Source organism: Streptomyces sp. NPDC004031 (assembly GCF_053604375.1).
Map to the genome: position 1 here is coordinate 57,913 of NZ_JBSGHL010000041.1, position 19,256 is coordinate 77,168.

18 protein-coding genes are annotated in these 19,256 nt (G+C 71.3%); all 18 read left to right on the top strand.

All coding sequences use genetic code 11. From position 1 onward, the window contains the following. Positions 1-289: 289 nt before the first annotated feature. Positions 290-2,323 carry a transcription termination factor Rho gene (gene rho / locus ACWERV_RS24580; protein ID WP_452936674.1) on the top strand — a complete coding sequence of 678 codons (2,034 nt, stop codon included), beginning with the start codon at positions 290-292 and terminating at the stop codon, positions 2,321-2,323. A gap of 208 nt (positions 2,324-2,531) precedes the next feature. Next, on the top strand, positions 2,532-4,298 hold the full coding sequence (locus ACWERV_RS24585) for a trypsin-like serine protease (protein WP_452936675.1): 1,767 nt from the start codon (positions 2,532-2,534) through the stop codon (positions 4,296-4,298). Positions 4,299-4,441: 143 nt separating this feature from the next. Beyond that, complete coding sequence (locus ACWERV_RS24590; RefSeq protein WP_452936677.1) at positions 4,442-5,569, top strand: LCP family protein; 1,128 nt, start codon at positions 4,442-4,444, stop codon at positions 5,567-5,569. Positions 5,570-5,730: 161 nt separating this feature from the next. Beyond that, positions 5,731-5,958 carry a 50S ribosomal protein L31 gene (gene rpmE, locus ACWERV_RS24595; protein WP_031518487.1) on the top strand — a complete coding sequence of 76 codons (228 nt, stop codon included), beginning with the start codon at positions 5,731-5,733 and terminating at the stop codon, positions 5,956-5,958. A 115-nt stretch (positions 5,959-6,073) separates the two neighbouring features. Continuing rightward, positions 6,074-7,153 (top strand): peptide chain release factor 1, encoded by a 1,080-nt coding sequence (prfA, locus tag ACWERV_RS24600; protein WP_398186517.1) that lies wholly within the window; start codon positions 6,074-6,076, stop codon positions 7,151-7,153. Positions 7,154-7,166: 13 nt separating this feature from the next. Continuing rightward, positions 7,167-8,012: a peptide chain release factor N(5)-glutamine methyltransferase gene (prmC, locus tag ACWERV_RS24605; protein WP_398186456.1), complete on the top strand. Its 846-nt coding sequence runs from the start codon at positions 7,167-7,169 to the stop codon at positions 8,010-8,012. A gap of 79 nt (positions 8,013-8,091) precedes the next feature. Further along, positions 8,092-8,739, top strand: a complete 648-nt coding sequence (locus ACWERV_RS24610; protein ID WP_398186453.1) for an L-threonylcarbamoyladenylate synthase — start codon at positions 8,092-8,094, stop codon at positions 8,737-8,739. Beyond that, the gene (locus tag ACWERV_RS24615; protein ID WP_452936679.1) at positions 8,736-9,410 is read left to right on the top strand and encodes an arsenate reductase/protein-tyrosine-phosphatase family protein; all 675 of its coding nucleotides are present in this window, start codon (positions 8,736-8,738) and stop codon (positions 9,408-9,410) included. The genes ACWERV_RS24610 and ACWERV_RS24615 overlap by 4 nt, the downstream gene beginning before the upstream one ends. Positions 9,411-9,651: 241 nt before the next feature. Beyond that, positions 9,652-11,007 (top strand): MraY family glycosyltransferase, encoded by a 1,356-nt coding sequence (locus ACWERV_RS24620; protein ID WP_398186447.1) that lies wholly within the window; start codon positions 9,652-9,654, stop codon positions 11,005-11,007. 277 nt (positions 11,008-11,284) lie between these two features. Next, positions 11,285-11,710: a hypothetical protein gene (locus tag ACWERV_RS24625; RefSeq protein ID WP_398186444.1), complete on the top strand. Its 426-nt coding sequence runs from the start codon at positions 11,285-11,287 to the stop codon at positions 11,708-11,710. Between the two features lie 322 nt (positions 11,711-12,032). Then, complete coding sequence (gene atpB, locus ACWERV_RS24630; RefSeq protein WP_398186441.1) at positions 12,033-12,839, top strand: F0F1 ATP synthase subunit A; 807 nt, start codon at positions 12,033-12,035, stop codon at positions 12,837-12,839. A gap of 89 nt (positions 12,840-12,928) precedes the next feature. Then, positions 12,929-13,174 carry an ATP synthase F0 subunit C gene (atpE, locus tag ACWERV_RS24635; RefSeq protein ID WP_398186439.1) on the top strand — a complete coding sequence of 82 codons (246 nt, stop codon included), beginning with the start codon at positions 12,929-12,931 and terminating at the stop codon, positions 13,172-13,174. Positions 13,175-13,217: 43 nt separating this feature from the next. Then, entirely contained in the window at positions 13,218-13,766 is a 549-nt protein-coding gene (locus tag ACWERV_RS24640) for a F0F1 ATP synthase subunit B (protein WP_398186436.1), read from the top strand. Continuing rightward, positions 13,763-14,581 carry a F0F1 ATP synthase subunit delta gene (locus ACWERV_RS24645; RefSeq protein ID WP_398186433.1) on the top strand — a complete coding sequence of 273 codons (819 nt, stop codon included), beginning with the start codon at positions 13,763-13,765 and terminating at the stop codon, positions 14,579-14,581. Before ACWERV_RS24640 ends, ACWERV_RS24645 begins: the two co-directional genes overlap by 4 nt. A 110-nt stretch (positions 14,582-14,691) precedes the next feature. Further along, positions 14,692-16,263 (top strand): F0F1 ATP synthase subunit alpha, encoded by a 1,572-nt coding sequence (gene atpA, locus ACWERV_RS24650; RefSeq protein ID WP_452936683.1) that lies wholly within the window; start codon positions 14,692-14,694, stop codon positions 16,261-16,263. Between the two features lie 4 nt (positions 16,264-16,267). After that, the gene (locus tag ACWERV_RS24655) at positions 16,268-17,182 is read left to right on the top strand and encodes a F0F1 ATP synthase subunit gamma (protein WP_398186427.1); all 915 of its coding nucleotides are present in this window, start codon (positions 16,268-16,270) and stop codon (positions 17,180-17,182) included. A gap of 4 nt (positions 17,183-17,186) precedes the next feature. Next, the gene (gene atpD, locus ACWERV_RS24660) at positions 17,187-18,626 is read left to right on the top strand and encodes a F0F1 ATP synthase subunit beta (RefSeq protein ID WP_398186424.1); all 1,440 of its coding nucleotides are present in this window, start codon (positions 17,187-17,189) and stop codon (positions 18,624-18,626) included. Between the two features lie 106 nt (positions 18,627-18,732). Then, positions 18,733-19,107: a F0F1 ATP synthase subunit epsilon gene (locus ACWERV_RS24665; RefSeq protein WP_031518457.1), complete on the top strand. Its 375-nt coding sequence runs from the start codon at positions 18,733-18,735 to the stop codon at positions 19,105-19,107. Positions 19,108-19,256 lie beyond the last annotated feature (149 nt).

Here is a 19,256-nt window from a genome sequence, read left to right on the forward strand (position 1 = left end):
CCCGATGGGCAGGATGCACCGTGTCCCTTCCGTGGGACCGCTTTTCTTCCGGGAGCCTCCCACACCGTATAGGGCACGGTCCGAGCAGTCGGATTCCTGACCCGCGCGATGCTGAGCACGCTCCGGATATTCGGTACGAGTTCCCTCCGTGCCGAAGGCACGTACGTATTTCTGCCGCCATCAGGCGGACCACCGCCCCGGTTCTGGACAGCGGGAACGCCCAGATCCGGACAGCACGACCGGTCGCCGAGCCAGACAGGCCGACGTCCGCTCCAGGGAAGGACCCTTCGTGAGCGACACCACCGATCTGATGGGCGTGCGCGCAGATGACACTGTCGCCTCGTCCGATGCCGCCGCGTCCGCGGGCGGTGCTGCCACGGCCAGCCCGTCGCGCCGCCGCCGGACCGGGACCGGCCTGGACGGCATGGTGCTGGCCGAACTGCAGCAGCTCGCCTCCGGGCTCGGCATCAAGGGCACCGCGCGCATGCGCAAGAGCCAGCTGATCGAGACCATCAAGGAGCGCCAGGCCGGCGGCGGAGCCGCGCAGGCGGCCGCCCCCGCGGCCGGCGACGGCGCGGCGGAGAAGCCCAAGCGGCGCGCGACGTCCAAGGCGCGTCTGGAGCAGACCGGCGACGACACCGCCGCGGCGGCCGCGGGCGGCGCCCGTGCCGCGACCGCGACGGCCACCGCGGCGCCGGAGCAGCGCGAGCAGCGGCAGGAGTCCCAGCAGATCGAGATCCCCGGCCAGCCGGCCGGGGAGCAGGCCAAGGCCGCGAAGAGCGACCAGAAGGCCGACCAGCGGGCGGAGAAGGCCGAGCAGGCCGCCGACACCGCCGAGGGCCGCGCCGACACCAAGGGCGAGGCCAAGCAGGGCGACGGCAAGGGCGGTGACGACCGCCAGGAGCGCCGCCGCGGCGACCGCCGGGAGCGGCAGCGGGACCGCCAGCGCAACCGTGAGGACGGCGGCGGCCAGGGCGGCGGCCGGCAGCAGCAGGGCCAGGGCCAGGGTCAGGGCGGCGGTCAGGGCCAGCAGCAGGGCCAGGGCGGCGGCGGTCAGGGCGGCGCCCAGGACGACGACGACTTCGGTGACGGCCGCGGCCGCCGCCGGGGCCGCTACCGCGACCGCAGAGGGCGTGGGAACCGCCGCGAGGAGTTCGGCGGCGGCGAGCCGCAGGTCGCCGACGACGATGTGCTGATCCCGGTCGCGGGCATCCTCGACATCCTCGACAACTACGCGTTCATCCGCACCTCCGGCTACCTGCCGGGCCCGAACGACGTCTACGTCTCGCTCGCCCAGGTGCGCAAGAACGGGCTGCGCAAGGGTGACCACGTCACCGGTGCGGTCCGGCAGCCCAAGGACGGCGAGCGGCGCGAGAAGTTCAACGCGCTGGTGCGGCTGGACTCGGCGAACGGCATGGCGGCCGACTCCGGCCGGGGCCGTCCGGAGTTCAACAAGCTCACCCCGCTGTACCCGCAGGACCGGCTGCGGCTGGAGACCGACCCGGGCGTGCTGACGACCCGGATCATCGACCTGGTCTCACCGATCGGCAAGGGCCAGCGCGGTCTGATCGTGGCCCCGCCGAAGACCGGCAAGACCATGATCATGCAGGCCATCGCGAACGCGATCACCACCAACAGCCCCGAGTGCCACCTCATGGTGGTCCTGGTGGACGAGCGTCCCGAAGAGGTCACCGACATGCAGCGGTCGGTCAAGGGCGAGGTCATCTCCTCGACCTTCGACCGCCCCGCCGAGGACCACACCACGGTCGCCGAGCTGGCCATCGAGCGCGCCAAGCGCCTGGTGGAGCTGGGCCACGACGTCGTCGTGCTGCTGGACTCGATCACCCGTCTCGGCCGCGCCTACAACCTGGCCGCGCCCGCCTCGGGCCGCATCCTGTCCGGTGGTGTGGACTCCACCGCGCTCTACCCGCCGAAGCGGTTCTTCGGCGCCGCCCGCAACATCGAGGACGGCGGCTCGCTGACGATCCTCGCCACCGCGCTGGTCGAGACCGGATCGCGGATGGACGAGGTGATCTTCGAGGAGTTCAAGGGCACCGGCAACATGGAGCTCAAGCTCGACCGCAAGCTCTCCGACAAGCGCATCTTCCCCGCGGTGGACGTCGACGCGTCCAGCACCCGCAAGGAGGAGATCCTGCTCGGCGGCGAGGAGCTGGCCATCGTCTGGAAGCTGCGCCGGGTGCTGCACGCCCTGGACCAGCAGCAGGCGATCGAGCTGCTGCTGGACAAGATGAAGCAGACGAAGTCCAACGCGGAGTTCCTCATGCAGATCGCGAAGACCACCCCGGGCCAGAACAACGACTGACCCGCGGCCGTCCCGCACACGGCCCCGCCCGCCGGTACCCCCGGCGGGCGGGGCCGTTTCCGTTCGGGCGGTTCTCGCATACCGTCGCGGGGCGGTGACGGGCGGTCATATGCTCGGCGGACCGCGGCGGACGGGCCCACCCGCTCAACCGGCTCCACCCGCTCCGCCCGCCGCGCTCCCGTACGCAGCCCGACGACAGGAGTCGCGGATGTTCCCTGCCCGTACGAGCACCGGCCGCCGGGGGCGGCGCCGGGCGCTGCCCGCCGCCCTGGCCGCGCTCGGCGCCCTCGCCGCCGGCGCGCTCGCGTCCGCCCCCGCGCGGGCCGACGCCGCCCCGCCGCGGCCCGCCGCCGCGGCGCCGGCGACCGCCTTACCGTCCAAGGCCCGCGCCGACGCCCTGCTCAGGCGCGCGATACGGGCCCGCGCGGCGGCGCTGCCCGCCGCCGCGTCCCCGGGGGCGGCCACGGCCCGTCCGAACATCATCGGCGGCACCCCGGCCGGCGCCGGGGAAGCGCCCTGGATGGTGCAGATCTGGTACGACGACGGCAGCGGGGGCGGCACCGTCGTGGACGACAACGCGTTCCTGTGCGGCGGCACCGTCGTGTCGACCTGGAAGGTCCTGACAGCCGCACACTGCGTGCAGGGCCGCGACATGCCCTCCTGGGCCGTCCTGGTCACCGGCACGGAGCAGTTGCCCACGGTCGACGCGGACGGCGTTCTCGACCTGCACGGCGGCACCGAGAACTTCGTGACCCGCACCTGGTCCTACCCGGCGCCGTCCGGGCCGGTGCCGCGTGACGACGTCGCCGTGCTGAGCCTGGCGCTGCCGACGCAGGCCCCCGCGCTGCCGCTCGCGGCCGCCGGTGACACCACCGCGTACGCCGCCGGCACCCAGGCGACGTTCTACGGCTGGGGCGGGACCTCCTCGGCCGCCACCGGTCCGGCCCCGGCGCTGCGCCGGGCCACCCTGCCGATGGTCGCGGACAGTGTGTGCGCGGCGGCCGACGGCAGCGCCTTCAACGCCTCCGACATGGTGTGCGCGGGCCCCCCGGCCGGCGGGTCCGACGCGGGGACGACGGCGGGCTGCTCGGGCGACTCCGGCGGCCCGCTGGTGGTCGCCGGGCGCCTCGCCGGGGTGATGTCCTGGAACGTCGGCAACTGCGTCGTCAAGGGCTCCTACGGCGTCTTCGGCCGGGTCTCCGCGCTGACCGGGGCGATCCTGCCGCGGATGGACGACGCGAACCCGACGGGGGACGCCTACGCCGACCTGCTCGCCGTCGACAGCGGCGGCAACGGCTGGGTCTACCCGGGGCTGACCGGCGGTCTGGGGGCCCGCCAGGCGTACGGCAGCTACCCGTCCACCACGCTGCTGCGGCAGGGCGACCTCGACGCGGACGGCGTGCAGGACGTCCTGGCGCGCACCTCCGACGGCCACCTGCACATCACCGAGCCCGGCCGGGACCCGCTGGTGACCGGCGGGGGGTGGAACGCCATGGTCTCCGTCGTCCTGCCGGGCGACCTCGACGGCGACGGCTGGCCCGACCTCGTCGCGACCGACACGAGCGGCAACGCGTGGTTCTACAAGGGCGCCGCCGCCACCACCTGGGGCACCCGGTTCCTCATCGGCGCGGGCTGGAAGATCTTCGGCTCGGCGATCTGGGCCAAGGGCGACCTGACCGGCGACGGCATCCCCGACGCCGTCGCCCGCGACAGCTCCGGCACCCTGTGGCTCTACCGCGGCACGGGCAAGGCCCCGGCGGTGTGGGCGGCCCGCACCAAGCTCGGCACCGGCTGGAACGCCTACGACGCCCTCGCGGCGGTCGGCGACGTCAACGGCGACGGGCACGCCGACCTGCTGGCCCGCAACACCGCCGGCCTGCTGTGGATCTACCACGGCACCGGCTCGGCCACGGCCCCCTACGCGGCCGCCGTCCAGATCGGCCACGGCTGGAGCGGTTACTCCCTGCTGGGCTGAGGCCACGCACCGCCGACCGGGTCGCCGTCCTGTCACCACGAGTGACGGAAAATTCGTCCGCGTACCCCCTGACCTGGGGGTACGCGGACGGCGCCGGACTCCTGCGGATGCCGACCCCGGCAGGTGCGGCGCACGATGGAGGAATGTCCGGTACAGGCGGCCCCAGGCCTCCGGCCGGCGCCTCGCCCCTGGGGGCGAGAAAGCGCCGGCGGCGCGGGCTGCGGATCACCGCGTGGGTCGCGGCGGGCGTGGTGCTCGCGGGAGCAGGCGGCGCCGGGTACGTGTACACGCGGCTCAACGGCAACATCCACAGCGTGGACATCGACGCCGCGCTCGGCGACGACCGCCCGGTCAAGCTCGGCAACGGCGCGATGGACATCCTGGTGCTCGGCTCGGACTCCCGCTCCGGCGCCAACCGCGAGTACGGCCACGACGGCGGCTCGGCCCGCTCGGACACGGCGATGGTCGTCCACCTGGCCAAGGGCCACAAGCGCGCCACCGTCGTCAGCATCCCGCGCGACACCCTCGTCCACCGCCCCGAGTGCGCCAAGCCCAAGGGCGGCACCGCCCCGGCCGCGCCGCGGGCGATGTTCAACAGCGCCTACGCCGTCGGCGGCCCGGCCTGCGCGGTCAAGACCGTGGAGAAGCTCACCGGCCTGCGCATGGACCACTACGTCGAGGTCGACTTCACCGGCTTCAAGAACCTGGTCAACGCCCTCGGCGGGGTCCCGCTCACCACCACGCAGGCGATCCGCGACCCCAAGAGCCACCTCGACCTCGACGCCGGCGCCCACACCCTGGACGGCGACCAGGCGCTCGGCCTGGTCCGCACCCGGCACGGCATAGCCGACGGCAGCGACCTCGGCCGTATCCAGCTGCAGCAGGCCTTCCTGAAGGCCCTCATGGACCGGGTACGGCACCTGGGGCTGCTCACCAGCCCCACCAAGCTGTTCTCGGTCGCCGACACCGCCACGAGCGCCGTGACGACCGACACGGGCCTCGGCTCGGTCGGCAAGCTCATGAGCCTGGCGCAGAGCGTGCGCGGCCTGAAGTCCGGGCAGATCCACATGGTGACGCTGCCCGTACGCTTCGCGCCCACCGACCGCAACCGGGTGGAGCCCATCCCGAAGAAGGCCGCGACGGTGTGGGCCGCGCTGCGCGCCGACAAGACCGTGCCGCCCTCCGCGCTGACCGGCTCGGCGGCCGACCGGACCGACGCCGGCAAGGTCGTCGGGCCCGACTCCGGGCAGCCCGCGCCGGAAAAGCGCTGACCTGCGGTAAGGCCTGATCGTCAGGGACGGGAATGATCCGCGCCCGGACCTGGTTTTGGGAGATGCGGCCAGTGCTGGCAGACTGGTCCGCTGGCCCCGGTTCACGCTGACGCAAACCCGCCAAGCGACCCGGCGCCCTCCCGACACCAAGGAGCAACCCAGTGAAGCGCGACATCCACCCCGAGTATGTCGAGACCCAGGTGACCTGCACCTGCGGCGCCTCGTTCACCACCCGGAGCACCGAGACCAGCGGCCAGATCCGCGCCGAGGTCTGCTCCGAGTGCCACCCGTTCTACACGGGCAAGCAGAAGATCCTCGACACCGGTGGCCGGGTGGCCCGCTTCGAGGCCCGCTTCGGCAAGGCCGCCGCGGCCGGCAAGAAGAAGTAGCGACCCGCAAGCGCCGGTTTTCGGTCGCCCGAGCCAGGGCGACCGGACCGGCGCTTTGTCGTCCCACTGACTCTTTCCGGCTCCTTTTCCGGACTCTTCCACGCAGGGATTGATGATGTTCGAGGCGGTCGAGGATCTGATCGGCGAGCACGCCGACCTCGAGAAGCAGCTTGCCGACCCCGGGGTGCACGCCGACCAGGCGAACGCCCGCAAGCTCACCAAGCGCTACGCGGAGCTGACACCCATCGTCAGCACGTACCGTGCGTGGCGGCAGACCGGCGAGGACATCGAGACCGCGCGGGAGCTGGCCGCCGACGACCCGGACTTCGCGGCCGAGGTCAAGGAGCTCGACAAGGAGCGCGACGAGCTGACCGAGCGGCTGCGGCTGCTGCTGGTGCCGCGCGACCCGAGCGACGACAAGGACGTCATCCTGGAGGTCAAGGCGGGCGAGGGCGGCGAGGAGTCCGCGCTGTTCGCCGGCGACCTGCTGCGGATGTACCTGCGCTACGCCGAGCGCGTCGGCTGGAAGACCGAGATCCTCGACTCCAACCCCTCCGACCTCGGCGGCTACAAGGACGTCCAGGTCGCGGTCAAGGCCAAGGCCTCCCACGAGCCCGGCCAGGGCGTGTGGGCCCGGCTGAAGTACGAGGGCGGGGTGCACCGCGTCCAGCGGGTGCCGGCCACCGAGTCGCAGGGCCGTATCCACACCTCGGCGGCAGGTGTGCTGGTCACCCCGGAGGCCGAGGACGTCGAGGTCGAGATCGGCCCCAACGACCTGCGGATCGACGTCTACCGCTCCTCCGGCCCCGGCGGGCAGTCCGTCAACACCACCGACTCCGCGGTGCGCATCACCCACCTCCCCTCGGGCCTGGTCGTCTCGTGCCAGAACGAGAAGAGCCAGCTCCAGAACAAGGAGTCGGCGATGCGCATCCTGCGCTCCCGGCTGCTGGCAGCCGCCCAGGAGGAGGCCGAGCGCGAGGCGTCCGACGCCCGCCGCAGCCAGGTGCGCACCGTCGACCGCTCCGAGCGCATCCGGACGTACAACTTCCCGGAGAACCGCATCTCCGACCACCGCGTCGGCTTCAAGGCCTACAACCTCGACCAGGTCCTCGACGGCGACCTCGACGCCATCCTCCAGGCCTGCGTCGACGCCGACTCCGCCGCCAAGCTGGCCGCGGCCGGCGACACGAACTGAGGGGCGGGGCACGGTGAACCTGCTGCTCGCCGAGGTGGCACAGGCCGCGCAGCGGCTCGCCGACGCCGGAGTGCCCTCGCCGCGCTTCGACGCCGAGGAGCTGGCCGCGTACGTCCACGGCGTCAAGCGCGGCGAGCTGCACCGCGTCGCCGACAGCGAGTTCGACGCGCGCTACTGGGAGGCGGTCGCCCGCCGCGAGGCCCGCGAACCGCTCCAGCACATCACCGGCCGCGCCTTCTTCCGCTACCTGGAACTCCAGGTCGGCCCGGGGGTGTTCGTACCGCGTCCGGAGACCGAGTCGGTCGTCGGCTGGGCGATAGACGCGGTACGCGCCATGGACGTCGCCGAACCCCTCATCGTCGACCTGTGCACCGGCTCCGGCGCCATCGCGCTCGCCCTCGCCCAGGAGGTGCCGCGCTCCCGCGTGCACGCCGTGGAACTGTCCGAACAGGCCCTGGACTACGCCCGGAAGAACACCGCGGGCAGCAAGGTCGACCTGCGGCACGGGGACGCCCTCAGCGCCTTCCCCGACCTCAACGGGCAGGTCGACCTGGTCATCTCCAACCCGCCCTACATCCCGCTCACCGAATGGGAGCACGTCGCGCCCGAGGCGCGCGACCACGACCCGGAGCTGGCCCTCTTCTCCGGCGAGGACGGCCTCGACACCATCCGCGGCATCGAGCGCACCGCGCACCGGCTGCTGCGCCCCGGCGGGGTCGTCGTGATCGAGCACGCCGACTCGCAGGGCGGCCAGGTGCCGTGGATCTTCAAGGAGGACGCGGGCTGGGCGGACGCGGCCGACCACCCCGATCTCAACAACCGCCCCCGCTTCACCTCGGCCCGCAAGGCGCGGCCGTGACCGGCCGCCCCGCCCCCCGCGCGCCCCGCACCGCGGCGCGGGCCCGTACGGCAGCACAGCAATCTTCGGAGGTCATCCCATGGCACGGCGATACGACTGCGCGGACGCAACCGACCGGGCGACCGGCATGCGCGAAGCCATCTCGGCGGTCAAGCGCGGCGAACTCGTCGTGCTGCCGACCGACACCGTCTACGGCATCGGCGCCGACGCCTTCGACGCCGAGGCCGTCGGCGACCTGCTGGAGGCCAAGGGCCGCGGCCGCAACATGCCCTCGCCGGTGCTCGTCGGCTCGCCCAACACGCTGCACGGCATCGTCACCGACTTCTCCGAGCAGGCCTGGGAGCTCGTCGACGCCTTCTGGCCCGGCGCGCTGACGATCGTCACCAAGCACCAGCCGTCGCTCGCCTGGGACCTCGGCGACACCCGCGGCACCGTCGGGGTGCGCATGCCGCTGCACCCGGTCGCGATCGAACTGCTCACCGAGACCGGCCCGATGGCCGTCTCCAGCGCCAACCTCACCGGCATGCCCTCGCCGCAGGACTGCGACGCCGCCCAGGGCATGCTCGGCGACTCCGTCGCCGTCTACCTGGACGCCGGCCCCACCCCGGCCGCCGTCCCGTCGTCGATCGTGGACGTCACCGGCCGGGTGCCGGTGCTGCTGCGGGCCGGGGCGATCAGCGCGGAGGAGCTGCGCAAGGTCGTACCCGACCTGGAGGAGCGCCGTTGACCACGCCGCCCGACGCCCGCGGCATACGCGGGCACCCGGGGTACGCGCCGGCCGCCGTCCCGGGCGCCGGTGCGGACGTCTTCCGCATCCTGCACGTCTGCACCGGCAATGTGTGCCGCTCGCCGATGGCCGAGCGGCTGACCCGGCTCGGCCTGGTCCGCCGCCTCGGTGACGGCGCCGCCGGGATGCTCGTGGAGTCCGCGGGCACCTGGGGGCACGAAGGCGCCCCGATGGAGGCGCACGCCGCCGCCGTGCTCGCCGAATACGGCGCCGACCCGTCCGGTTTCACCGGCCGGGAGCTGCTCGACGACCACGTCATCGACGCCGACCTGGTGCTCACCGCGACCCTCGACCACCGCTCCCAGGTGATCTCCATGGGCCACGCGGCGGGTCTGCGCACCTTCACGCTCAAGGAGTTCACCCGCCTGGTGCGGGCCATAGACATCGCCACGCTGCCCGAGGGCAGCGTCACCGAACGGGCCAGGGCGCTGGTGCGGGCCGCCGCCGCGCTGCGCGGCTGGCTGCTCGCCCCGAGCCCGGACGCCGACGAGGTCAGCGACCCGTACGGCGCCCCCATCTCGTACTTCCGCAGCATCGGCGCGGAGATCCACGACGCCCTGGAACCGACCGTGACCGCGCTGACCGGCGTCGCCGCGACCGTACAGACGTGACACCGGCGCACGCCGCCGGACGGGCGGGCCACGGGCGGGCGCGGGACGCGGGGGCACGTCACGGGCGGAATGTGACCGTACGGGTACAGCCCGGACCGTCCGCAACCGTGCCCGTCACCTGTGAGTCTCAGCAGGTGTTCGCCGACCCGGCCCGGCCACCACTAGGGTGTGACGCTGTGAGGTACCACCCCCGGACGTGTGCGCAGCACCGCTACGCCCCCGAAACCGTCGGAGGCGGCTCGTGCGCGAGTATCTGCTGACCCTCTTCACGGCCGCCGCCGTCACGTATCTGCTGACCGGCCCGGTACGGAAGTTCGCCATCGCCGCCGGTGCGATGCCGCCCATCCGCGACCGTGACGTGCACCGCGAGCCCACCCCGCGGCTCGGCGGCATCGCGATGTTCGGCGGCCTGTGCGCGGGCCTGCTCATGGCCGCCCACCTCACCAACATCGGCGACGTCTTCTCGCAGTCGAACGAGCCGCGCGCGCTGCTGTCCGGGGCCGGGCTGATCTGGCTGCTGGGCGTGCTCGACGACAAGTGGGGCGTGGACGCGCTCATCAAGCTCGGTGTGCAGATGATCGCCGCCGGCGTCATGGTCCTGCAGGGCCTGACCATCCTGTGGCTGCCGGTGCCCGGCTTCGGCGCGGTCGCGCTGACCCCCGTGCAGTCCACGCTGCTGACCGTCGCGCTCGTGGTCATCACCATCAACGCGGTCAACTTCGTCGACGGTCTCGACGGCCTCGCGGCGGGCATGGTGTGCATCGCGTCGGTGGCGTTCTTCATGTACGCCTACCGCCTCTGGTACGGCTACGGCATCGAGGCCGCGGCCCCCGCGACGCTCTTCAGCGCGGTGCTCATCGGGATGTGCCTGGGCTTCCTGCCGCACAACATCCACCCCGCGCGGATCTTCATGGGCGACTCCGGCTCGATGCTCATCGGCCTGGTCTTCGCCTCCGCCGCGATCTCCATCACCGGCCAGGTCGATCCCGACGCGCTGAAGTCCTCCGCCGGGTCGACCCGGGAGGCCGTGCACTTCATGGTGCCGGTCTACATGCCGCTGCTGCTGCCGCTGACGATGATCGCCGTCCCCGCCGCCGACCTGGTGCTCGCCGTCGTCCGGCGCACCTGGCGCGGCCAGTCGCCGTTCGCCGCCGACCGCGGCCACCTGCACCACCGGCTGCTGGAGATCGGCCACTCGCACAGCCGGGCCGTGCTCATCATGTACTTCTGGTCCGCGCTGTTCGCCTTCGGCGCGGTCGCCTTCTCCGTCAACGACTCCAGCCTCGGCATCGTGCTGGCGATCGTCGCGCTCAGCGCGATCGGCCTGGTCGTGCTGCTGCTGCCGCGCTTCAAGCCCGCCGCCCCCGACTGGGCGGAGAGCGTCGTCCCGCCGCGCTACCGGCGCCGCCGGCGCAGGCTCGCCGCGGGCGCGGCCGCCGCGGAGCGCGAGATGCGCGCGCCGGAGCGCCCGGCGCTGCACGGCTCGACGGCGATCGGCGCCCGCGGCCGGCTCTCCGACCGGCGTGCGGGCCGCGGTTCCGACCGGCACTCCGGCGGCGGCTCCGACCGGCAGCCGGTCGCGGAGACCCGACGCTGAGCCGCTGAGCCGCTGACCCGTCCCGGGCCAGGTCAGACCCGCTGAGAGCTAACTCACCCAAATCGGACGGCGTGTCGTGACCACACTCTTGTGACAGGCAGCACACGTCCATGGTAAAGACCGCATCAAATACTTTGTGATAGCGTTCACGAAAGCAGGGAAGGCGTCGTTGGACCGCATGAGCGGTCAACCGGCGTGAGGCGCCCCCTCACTCCCTGACTACGCTCGTCTCCGACGACATCCGCTTGCCCCAACTCCCGCCGGAGGAGCCGTCATCATGCTGCAGAACGACGCCCGTGTCCTCAGGGGAGCCGCGCTGGTCGCCGCTCCCGTCGGAGCTGTCGCCACCATCCTCAGTGCCGTGCTCGCCGGCGAGAAGGGCCTGGTGGGCGGCCTCGTCGCCGTGGCAGTGGTGGCGGTCTTCTTCGCCTTCGGTTCGTGGGCGCTGATGACCATGACCGCCGAGCGCCCGCAGGTCGCGATGGCCGCGGGCATGCTGGTCTACGCCGTGCAGATCCTGATGATCGGCATCTTCGTCGTGGCCTTCAAGGACACCTCGCTCTTCAACGGCAAGGCCTTCGGCCTGAGTCTGCTGGCCACCGCGCTGTCCTGGGTGGGCGGCCAGGTGAAGCAGAGCCTCACCTCGCGGATGCTGTACGTCGATCCCGTCCCGTCCGTCACGTCCGCTCCGCCGGCCGAATGACGCGGCTGGCCGGGAGCGCTGTCATGGGCGTGGCCAAGGGCCGGGTAAAGAGGCTGCAATTCCATCTGCTATCGTCCGGAAACGCATCTGGACGTGGAGGCCCCTCACACTCGTGGAGGGTGCTGCCCCCACGCCCATCGGTGTACTCGGATCCGGTGCCGCGGACGCGGCGCGGAATACGGGTTCCCGGTCTTCGATGCGGGCTCCCAGCGGACAGTGGTGACTTCGCCACGCCTTGTCCGCAGTGCCGACCAGCGGCCTCACCAGCCGCGCTGACACACAAGGTTGCCGTTACTTATGCGTCACGACGAAGGAGTCACGGGTGAGTGCCCACACGCTGCTCGCTGAGGCAGGCTGTCACATCAAGCAGGACTGCGGATTTCCTGCCCCGGGCCTCCACTCGTTCGACTTCAAGCCGATCTTCAGCATCGGCAGCTTCGACTTCACCAAGCCGATGCTGCTCGCGATCATCTGCATGCTGCTGGTGGTGGGCTTCTTCTGGGCGGCTTTCAGCAAGCCCAAGCTGGTCCCCGGCAAGCTCCAGCTGGTCGGCGAGATCGGCTACACGTTCGTGGCCCGCAGCATCGCCCGCGAGGTGATCGGCAAGAAGGGCGACAAGTTCGTCCCGTTCCTCACGTCGATCTTCTTCTTCGTGTGGTTCATGAACATCATGTCGATCATCCCGCTCGCGCAGTTCCCGCCGGCCTCGCGGTTCGCGTTCCCGGTCGCCCTCGCGGCGCTGGTCTACATCACCTACATGTACCTGACGTTCAAGACGCACGGCTTCAAGGGCGGCGTCAAGAACCTGGTGTGGATCTCGGGCCTGCCCAAGCCGCTGGTCCCGCTGATCGTGCTCCTGGAGTTCATCCAGAACTGCATCACCCGCCCGTTCACCCTCGCGGTCCGGCTGTGGGCGAACATGTTCGCCGGCCACATGCTGATCGTCATGTTCAGCGTCGCGAGCTGGTACCTGCTGACGCCGACCTGGCTGACCGCGGTGTCCGGCGGATCCTTCGGACTGGCCATCTTCATGACGGCCTTCGAGGTGCTGATCCAGTTCCTGCAGGCCTACATCTTCACGCTGCTGGCCTCGATCTACATCCAGGGAGCGCTCGACGAGGGCCACTGAGGCCCGCTTCGCGCCACGCGTACCACCCCCACCACAGACCTCCGCTGGGAAGCCCCCCAACGGACCGCATCAAAAAGGAAGACAGGGAAATGTCTGCCGACCTCGTTAACCTCGCCGCTGCCACGACTCCCGGCCGCCTCGGCGCGGTCGCCTACGGTCTCGCCGCCATCGGCCCCGGCGTGGGCATCGGTCTGGTCTTCGGTCACTCCATCGAGGCCATGGCCCGCCAGCCCGAGGCCATGCCGATCATCCGCACCAACATGTTCCTCGGCTTCGCCCTCTGCGAGGTGCTCGCGCTCCTCGGTCTGGTCGTCCCCTTCATCTTCCAGAGCTGAATCCGGCACCGGACCGTAAAGCCACTCGACGAAAGGTTCAGACATGATGACCTTCCTTGCGGAGGAGGGGGCGCAGAACCCGCTCATCCCCGACACCGCGGAACTGGTTATCGGCCTGCTCTGCTTCTTCATCGTCTTCGGCCTCCTTGGCAGGAAGCTGCTGCCGAACATCCAGAAGACCCTGGCGGAGCGGCATGACGCCATCGAGGGTGGCCTGGAGCGGGCGGAGAAGGCTCAGGCCGAGGCCAACCGCACGCTGGAGGAGTACAAGGCGCAGCTCGCCGAGGCCCGCCACGAGGCGGCCCGGATCACCGAGCAGGCGCGGGAGCAGGGCGCGACGATCATCGCGGAGATGCGCGAGGAGGGGCAGCGGCAGCGGGACGCCATCGTCGCCGCAGGCCATGCCCAGATCGAGGCGGACCGCCGCCAGGTCACGGTGACCCTGCGCCAGGAGGTCGGCCGCATCGCGACCGACCTGGCCGGCAAGCTGGTCGGCGAGTCCCTGGAGGACTCCGCCCGGCAGAGCCGCACGATCGACCGTTTCCTCGACAGCCTCGACGGTTCGGCCGCAGAGGCTGAGGCGGCCCGATGAACGGCGCGAGCCGCGAAGCGCTGGCCGCGGCACGGGAGCGGCTGGACGCGCTGACCGACAGCGCGTCGGTCGACCGCACCCGGCTGGCCGACGAGCTGGCCGCCGTGACCTCGCTGCTGCACCGCGAGTCCACGCTGCGCCGCGCCCTGACCGACCCGGCGCAGTCCGGTGAGGCCAAGGCCCAGCTGGCGACGCGGCTGCTCGGCAGCCAGCTCGGCGCCGACAGCACGGACCTGGTCGCCGGCATGGTGCGGTCCCGCTGGTCGCAGTCCCGCGACCTGGTGGACGCGCTGGAGGAGCTGGCCGACACCGCCGACCTCACGGCGGCGGAGAAGGACGGCACGCTCGACGACGTCGAGGACGAGCTGTTCCGCTTCGGCCGGATCGCCGCCGGCAGCACCGAGCTGCGGGCCGCCCTGGGCGGCCGGGCCGGTACCGACGCCGCCAAGAGCGAGCTGCTGCACCGGCTGCTCGGCGGCCGTGCGAAGCCGGTCACGGAACGGCTGGTCACCAGGCTGGTCACCGCGCCGCGAGGACGTAGCCTGGAGGGCGGGATCGAATCCCTGTCCAAGCTGGCCGCGGCCCGCCGCGGCCGGACGGTCGCCGAAGTGGTCTCGGCCACCCCGCTGAGCGAGACGCAGAAGCGCCGGCTCGGGGACGCCCTGGCCAGGATCTACGGCCGCCCGGTGCACCTGAACCTGGACGTGGACCCCGCGGTCCTCGGCGGGGTCCGGGTACGGGTCGGCGACGAGGTCATCAACGGCTCGATCGCGGACCGCCTGGACGAGGCGTCCCGCAGGATGGCCGCCGGCTGACCACCGCCCGCGCAAGCGCAGACAAGCACCACAGACAAGCACTGACGGCCCGCGTTGGGCCGACGCCCCCAAGAAGACTTCGGGCCCAACAAGGAGAGCAGGGAACCCAGATGGCGGAGCTCACGATCCGGCCGGAGGAGATCCGGGACGCGCTGGAGACCTTTGTCCAGTCGTACCAGCCGGACGCGGCCTCGCGCGAGGAGGTCGGTACGGTCAGCGTTGCCGGAGACGGCATCGCGAAGGTCGAGGGCCTGCCCTCGGCGATGGCGAACGAACTGCTGCGGTTCGAGGACGGCACGCTCGGCCTCGCGCTGAACCTGGAAGAGCGCGAGATCGGCGCGATCGTCCTCGGCGAGTTCAACGGCATCGAGGAGGGCCAGTCGGTGCACCGCACCGGCGAGGTGCTCTCCGTCGCGGTCGGCGAGGGCTACCTGGGCCGCGTCGTCGACCCGCTCGGCAACCCGGTCGACGGTCTCGGCGAGATCGCCACCGAGGGCCGCCGCGCGCTCGAACTGCAGGCGCCCACCGTCATGCAGCGCAAGTCGGTGCACGAGCCGATGCAGACCGGCCTGAAGGCCGTCGACTCGATGACCCCGATCGGCCGCGGCCAGCGCCAGCTGATCATCGGTGACCGCCAGACCGGCAAGTCCGCCCTGGCCATCGACACCATCATCAACCAGCGCGACAACTGGCGCAGCGGCGACCCGGAGAAGCAGGTCCGCTGCATCTACGTCGCCATCGGCCAGAAGGGCTCCACCATCGCGGGCGTGCGCGCCTCGCTGGAGGAGGCCGGCGCGCTGGAGTACACGACCATCGTGGCCGCCCCCGCGTCCGACCCGGCCGGCTTCAAGTACCTGGCGCCGTACACCGGCTCGGCCATCGGCCAGCACTGGATGTACGAGGGCAAGCACGTCCTCATCGTCTTCGACGACCTGAGCAAGCAGGCCGACGCCTACCGCGCCGTGTCGCTGCTGCTGCGCCGCCCGCCGGGCCGCGAGGCCTACCCGGGCGACGTCTTCTACCTGCACTCGCGCCTGCTGGAGCGCTGCGCGAAGCTCTCCGACGACCTGGGCGCCGGCTCGATGACCGGTCTGCCGATCGTCGAGACCAAGGCCAACGACGTCTCGGCGTTCATCCCGACCAACGTCATCTCCATCACCGACGGCCAGTGCTTCCTGGAGTCCGACCTCTTCAACGCCGGCCAGCGGCCCGCGCTGAACGTCGGTATCTCGGTCTCCCGCGTCGGTGGCTCCGCGCAGATCAAGGCCATGAAGTCGGTGGCCGGCCGGCTCCGCGTGGACCTCGCCCAGTTCCGTGAGCTGGAGGCCTTCGCGGCCTTCGGTTCCGACCTGGACGCGGCCTCCAAGGCGCAGCTCGGACGCGGTCAGCGCATGGTCGAGCTGCTCAAGCAGGGCCAGTACAGCCCGTACGCCGTCGAGGACCAGGTCGTCTCGATCTGGGCCGGCACCACCGGCAAGCTGGACGACGTCCCCGTCGTGGACATCCGCCGCTTCGAGCGCGAGCTGCTCGACTACCTGCACCGCGAGCACAAGTCGCTGCTCACGGGCATCGTCGAGACCGGCAAGCTGGAGGACGGCACCATCGACGCGCTCACCGAAGCGGTCGCCGCCTTCAAGAAGCAGTTCGAGACGTCCTCGGGCGCGCTGCTGGTCGAGGGCTGATCGCATGGGCGCACAGATTCGGGTCTACAAGCGCCGGATCAAGTCCGTCACCGCCACGAAGAAGATCACCAAGGCGATGGAGATGATCGCCGCCTCGCGCATCGTGAAGGCGCAGCGCCAGGTGGCCGCCTCTTCTCCGTACGCCGATGAACTGACCCGTGCGGTGACGGCCGTCGCGACCGGCTCCAACACCAAGCACCCGCTGACCACCGAACCCGAGAACGCGACCCGCGCCGCGGTGCTGCTCGTCACGAGCGACCGCGGCCTGGCCGGCGGCTACTCGTCCAACGCCATCAAGGCCGCGGACCGGCTGACCGAGAAGCTGCGCGCCGAGGGCAAGGAGGTCGACCACTACCTGGTCGGCCGCAAGTCCGTGGCGTACTACAGCTTCCGCGACCGCAAGGTCACCCAGTCCTGGACCGGGTTCTCGGACAGCCCGCAGTACGCCGACGCCAAGGCGGTGGCGACGCCGCTGATCGAGTCCGTGCTCAAGGACTCCGCCGAGGGCGGGATCGACGAGATCCACATCGTCTTCACCGAGTTCGTCTCGATGATGACGCAGACCCCGGTCGAGCGGCGGCTGCTGCCGCTGGCGGTCTCCAAGGAGGCCGACCAGCTGGACAAGCAGCCGCAGGCGATGGCGCAGTACGAGTTCGAGCCGTCCGCGGAGGGCGTGCTGGACGCGCTGCTTCCGCGGTACGTCGAGAGCCGCATCTACAACGCCCTGCTGCAGGCCGCCGCTTCCGAGCACGCGGCCCGCCGCCGGGCGATGAAGTCGGCGACCGACAACGCGGAAGACCTCATCAAGTCGCTCACGCGGCTTGCGAACGCGGCCCGACAGGCCGACATCACCCAGGAAATCAGCGAGATCGTCGGTGGCGCGAGCGCCCTGGCCGACGCGAACGCGGGGAGTGACTGACCACATGACCACGACTGTTGAAACCACCGCCACCGGCCGGGTGGCGCGGGTCATCGGCCCGGTCGTCGACGTGGAGTTCCCCGTCGACGCCATGCCGGAGATCTACAACGCGCTGCACGTCGACGTCGCCGACCCGACGCAGGAGGGTGCGACCAAGACGCTGACCCTGGAGGTCGCGCAGCACCTCGGCGACGGCCTGGTCCGCGCCATCTCCATGCAGCCCACCGACGGCCTGGTCCGCCAGGCGCCGGTGACCGACACCGGCAACGGCATCACGGTGCCCGTCGGCGACGTCACCAAGGGCCGCGTCTTCAACACCCTGGGCGCGATCCTCAACGAGCCGGAGGCCGAGTCCGAGGTCACCGAGCGCTGGCCGATCCACCGCAAGGCCCCGGCCTTCGACCAGCTCGAGTCCAAGACCGAGATGTTCGAGACCGGCCTGAAGGTCGTCGACCTGCTGACCCCGTACGTCAAGGGCGGCAAGATCGGCCTGTTCGGCGGCGCGGGCGTCGGCAAGACCGTGCTCATCCAGGAAATGATCATGCGTGTGGCGAAGCTGCACGAGGGCGTTTCCGTCTTCGCGGGCGTCGGCGAGCGCACCCGTGAGGGCAACGACCTGATCGCGGAGATGGCCGAGTCCAACGTCCTCCCGCAGACCGCGCTGGTCTTCGGCCAGATGGACGAGCCGCCGGGCACCCGGCTGCGCGTCGCCCTGGCCGGTCTGACCATGGCGGAGTACTTCCGCGATGTGCAGAACCAGGACGTGCTGTTCTTCATCGACAACATCTTCCGGTTCACCCAGGCCGGTTCCGAGGTGTCCACGCTGCTCGGCCGTATGCCGTCCGCGGTGGGCTACCAGCCGAACCTCGCCGACGAGATGGGCCAGCTGCAGGAGCGGATCACCTCGACCCGCGGTCACTCGATCACCTCGATGCAGGCGATCTACGTCCCCGCGGACGACCTGACCGACCCGGCGCCGGCCACCACCTTCGCCCACCTCGACGCGACGACCGTGCTCTCGCGGCCGATCTCGGAGAAGGGCATCTACCCCGCGGTGGACCCGCTGGACTCCACGTCCCGCATCCTGGACCCGCGCTACATCGCGCAGGACCACTACGACTGCGCGATGCGCGTCAAGGGCATCCTGCAGAAGTACAAGGACCTCCAGGACATCATCTCGATCCTCGGTATCGACGAGCTGGGCGAAGAGGACAAGCTCACCGTCTCCCGTGCCCGCCGCATCGAGCGCTTCCTGTCGCAGAACACCCACGCGGCGAAGCAGTTCACCGGCGTGGACGGTTCGGACGTGTCGCTCGACGAGTCGGTGGCGGCGTTCAACGCCATCGCCGACGGTGAGTACGACCACTTCCCCGAGCAGGCCTTCTTCATGTGCGGTGGCCTGGACGACCTCAAGGCCAACGCCAAGAAGCTCGGCGTCAGCTGACCTGGGGCCGTGAGGGGGGCGGACCGGCTCTGCCCCCCTCGCGCAGCCCTTATTCTTTGTCTTACGCACCCCCGCCCGCCGGTGGGTGCCGACCCGAGGAGCCGTCTTGGCCGAAATTCACGTCGAGGTGGTGGCCGCGGACCGCAGCATCTGGTCCGGCGAGGCCGCCATGGTCATCGCCCGTACCCTGTCCGGCGACATCGGCATCATGCCGTCGCACGAGCCGGTGCTCGGGGTGCTGCACTCCGGTCCCGTGACGATCCGGACCACCGACGGTGGCACCGTGGTCGCCGCGGTGCACGGCGGTTTCCTCTCCTTCGCGGACAACAAGCTCTCCGTCCTCGCCGAGGTCGCCGAGCTGGCCGAGGAGATCGACGTCGCACGGGCCGAGCGGGCGCTGGAGCGCTCGAAGGCGGACACCGACGCGGCCGCCCAGCGGCGCGCTGAGGTGCGGCTCGCCGCCGCGGCGGGCGCACACTAGGTGAACAACCCGCGGTGCGGCCCTTCCGGCCGCCGCCGCGGGAGCAGCACGAGCAGGACCACGGTGCCGCGGGCCGCCCCCCCCAGGGGTGCTGAACGACTCCCGCACTCATGAGCCCGTACTGCACCCGGTGCTCAACATGGCCTCGG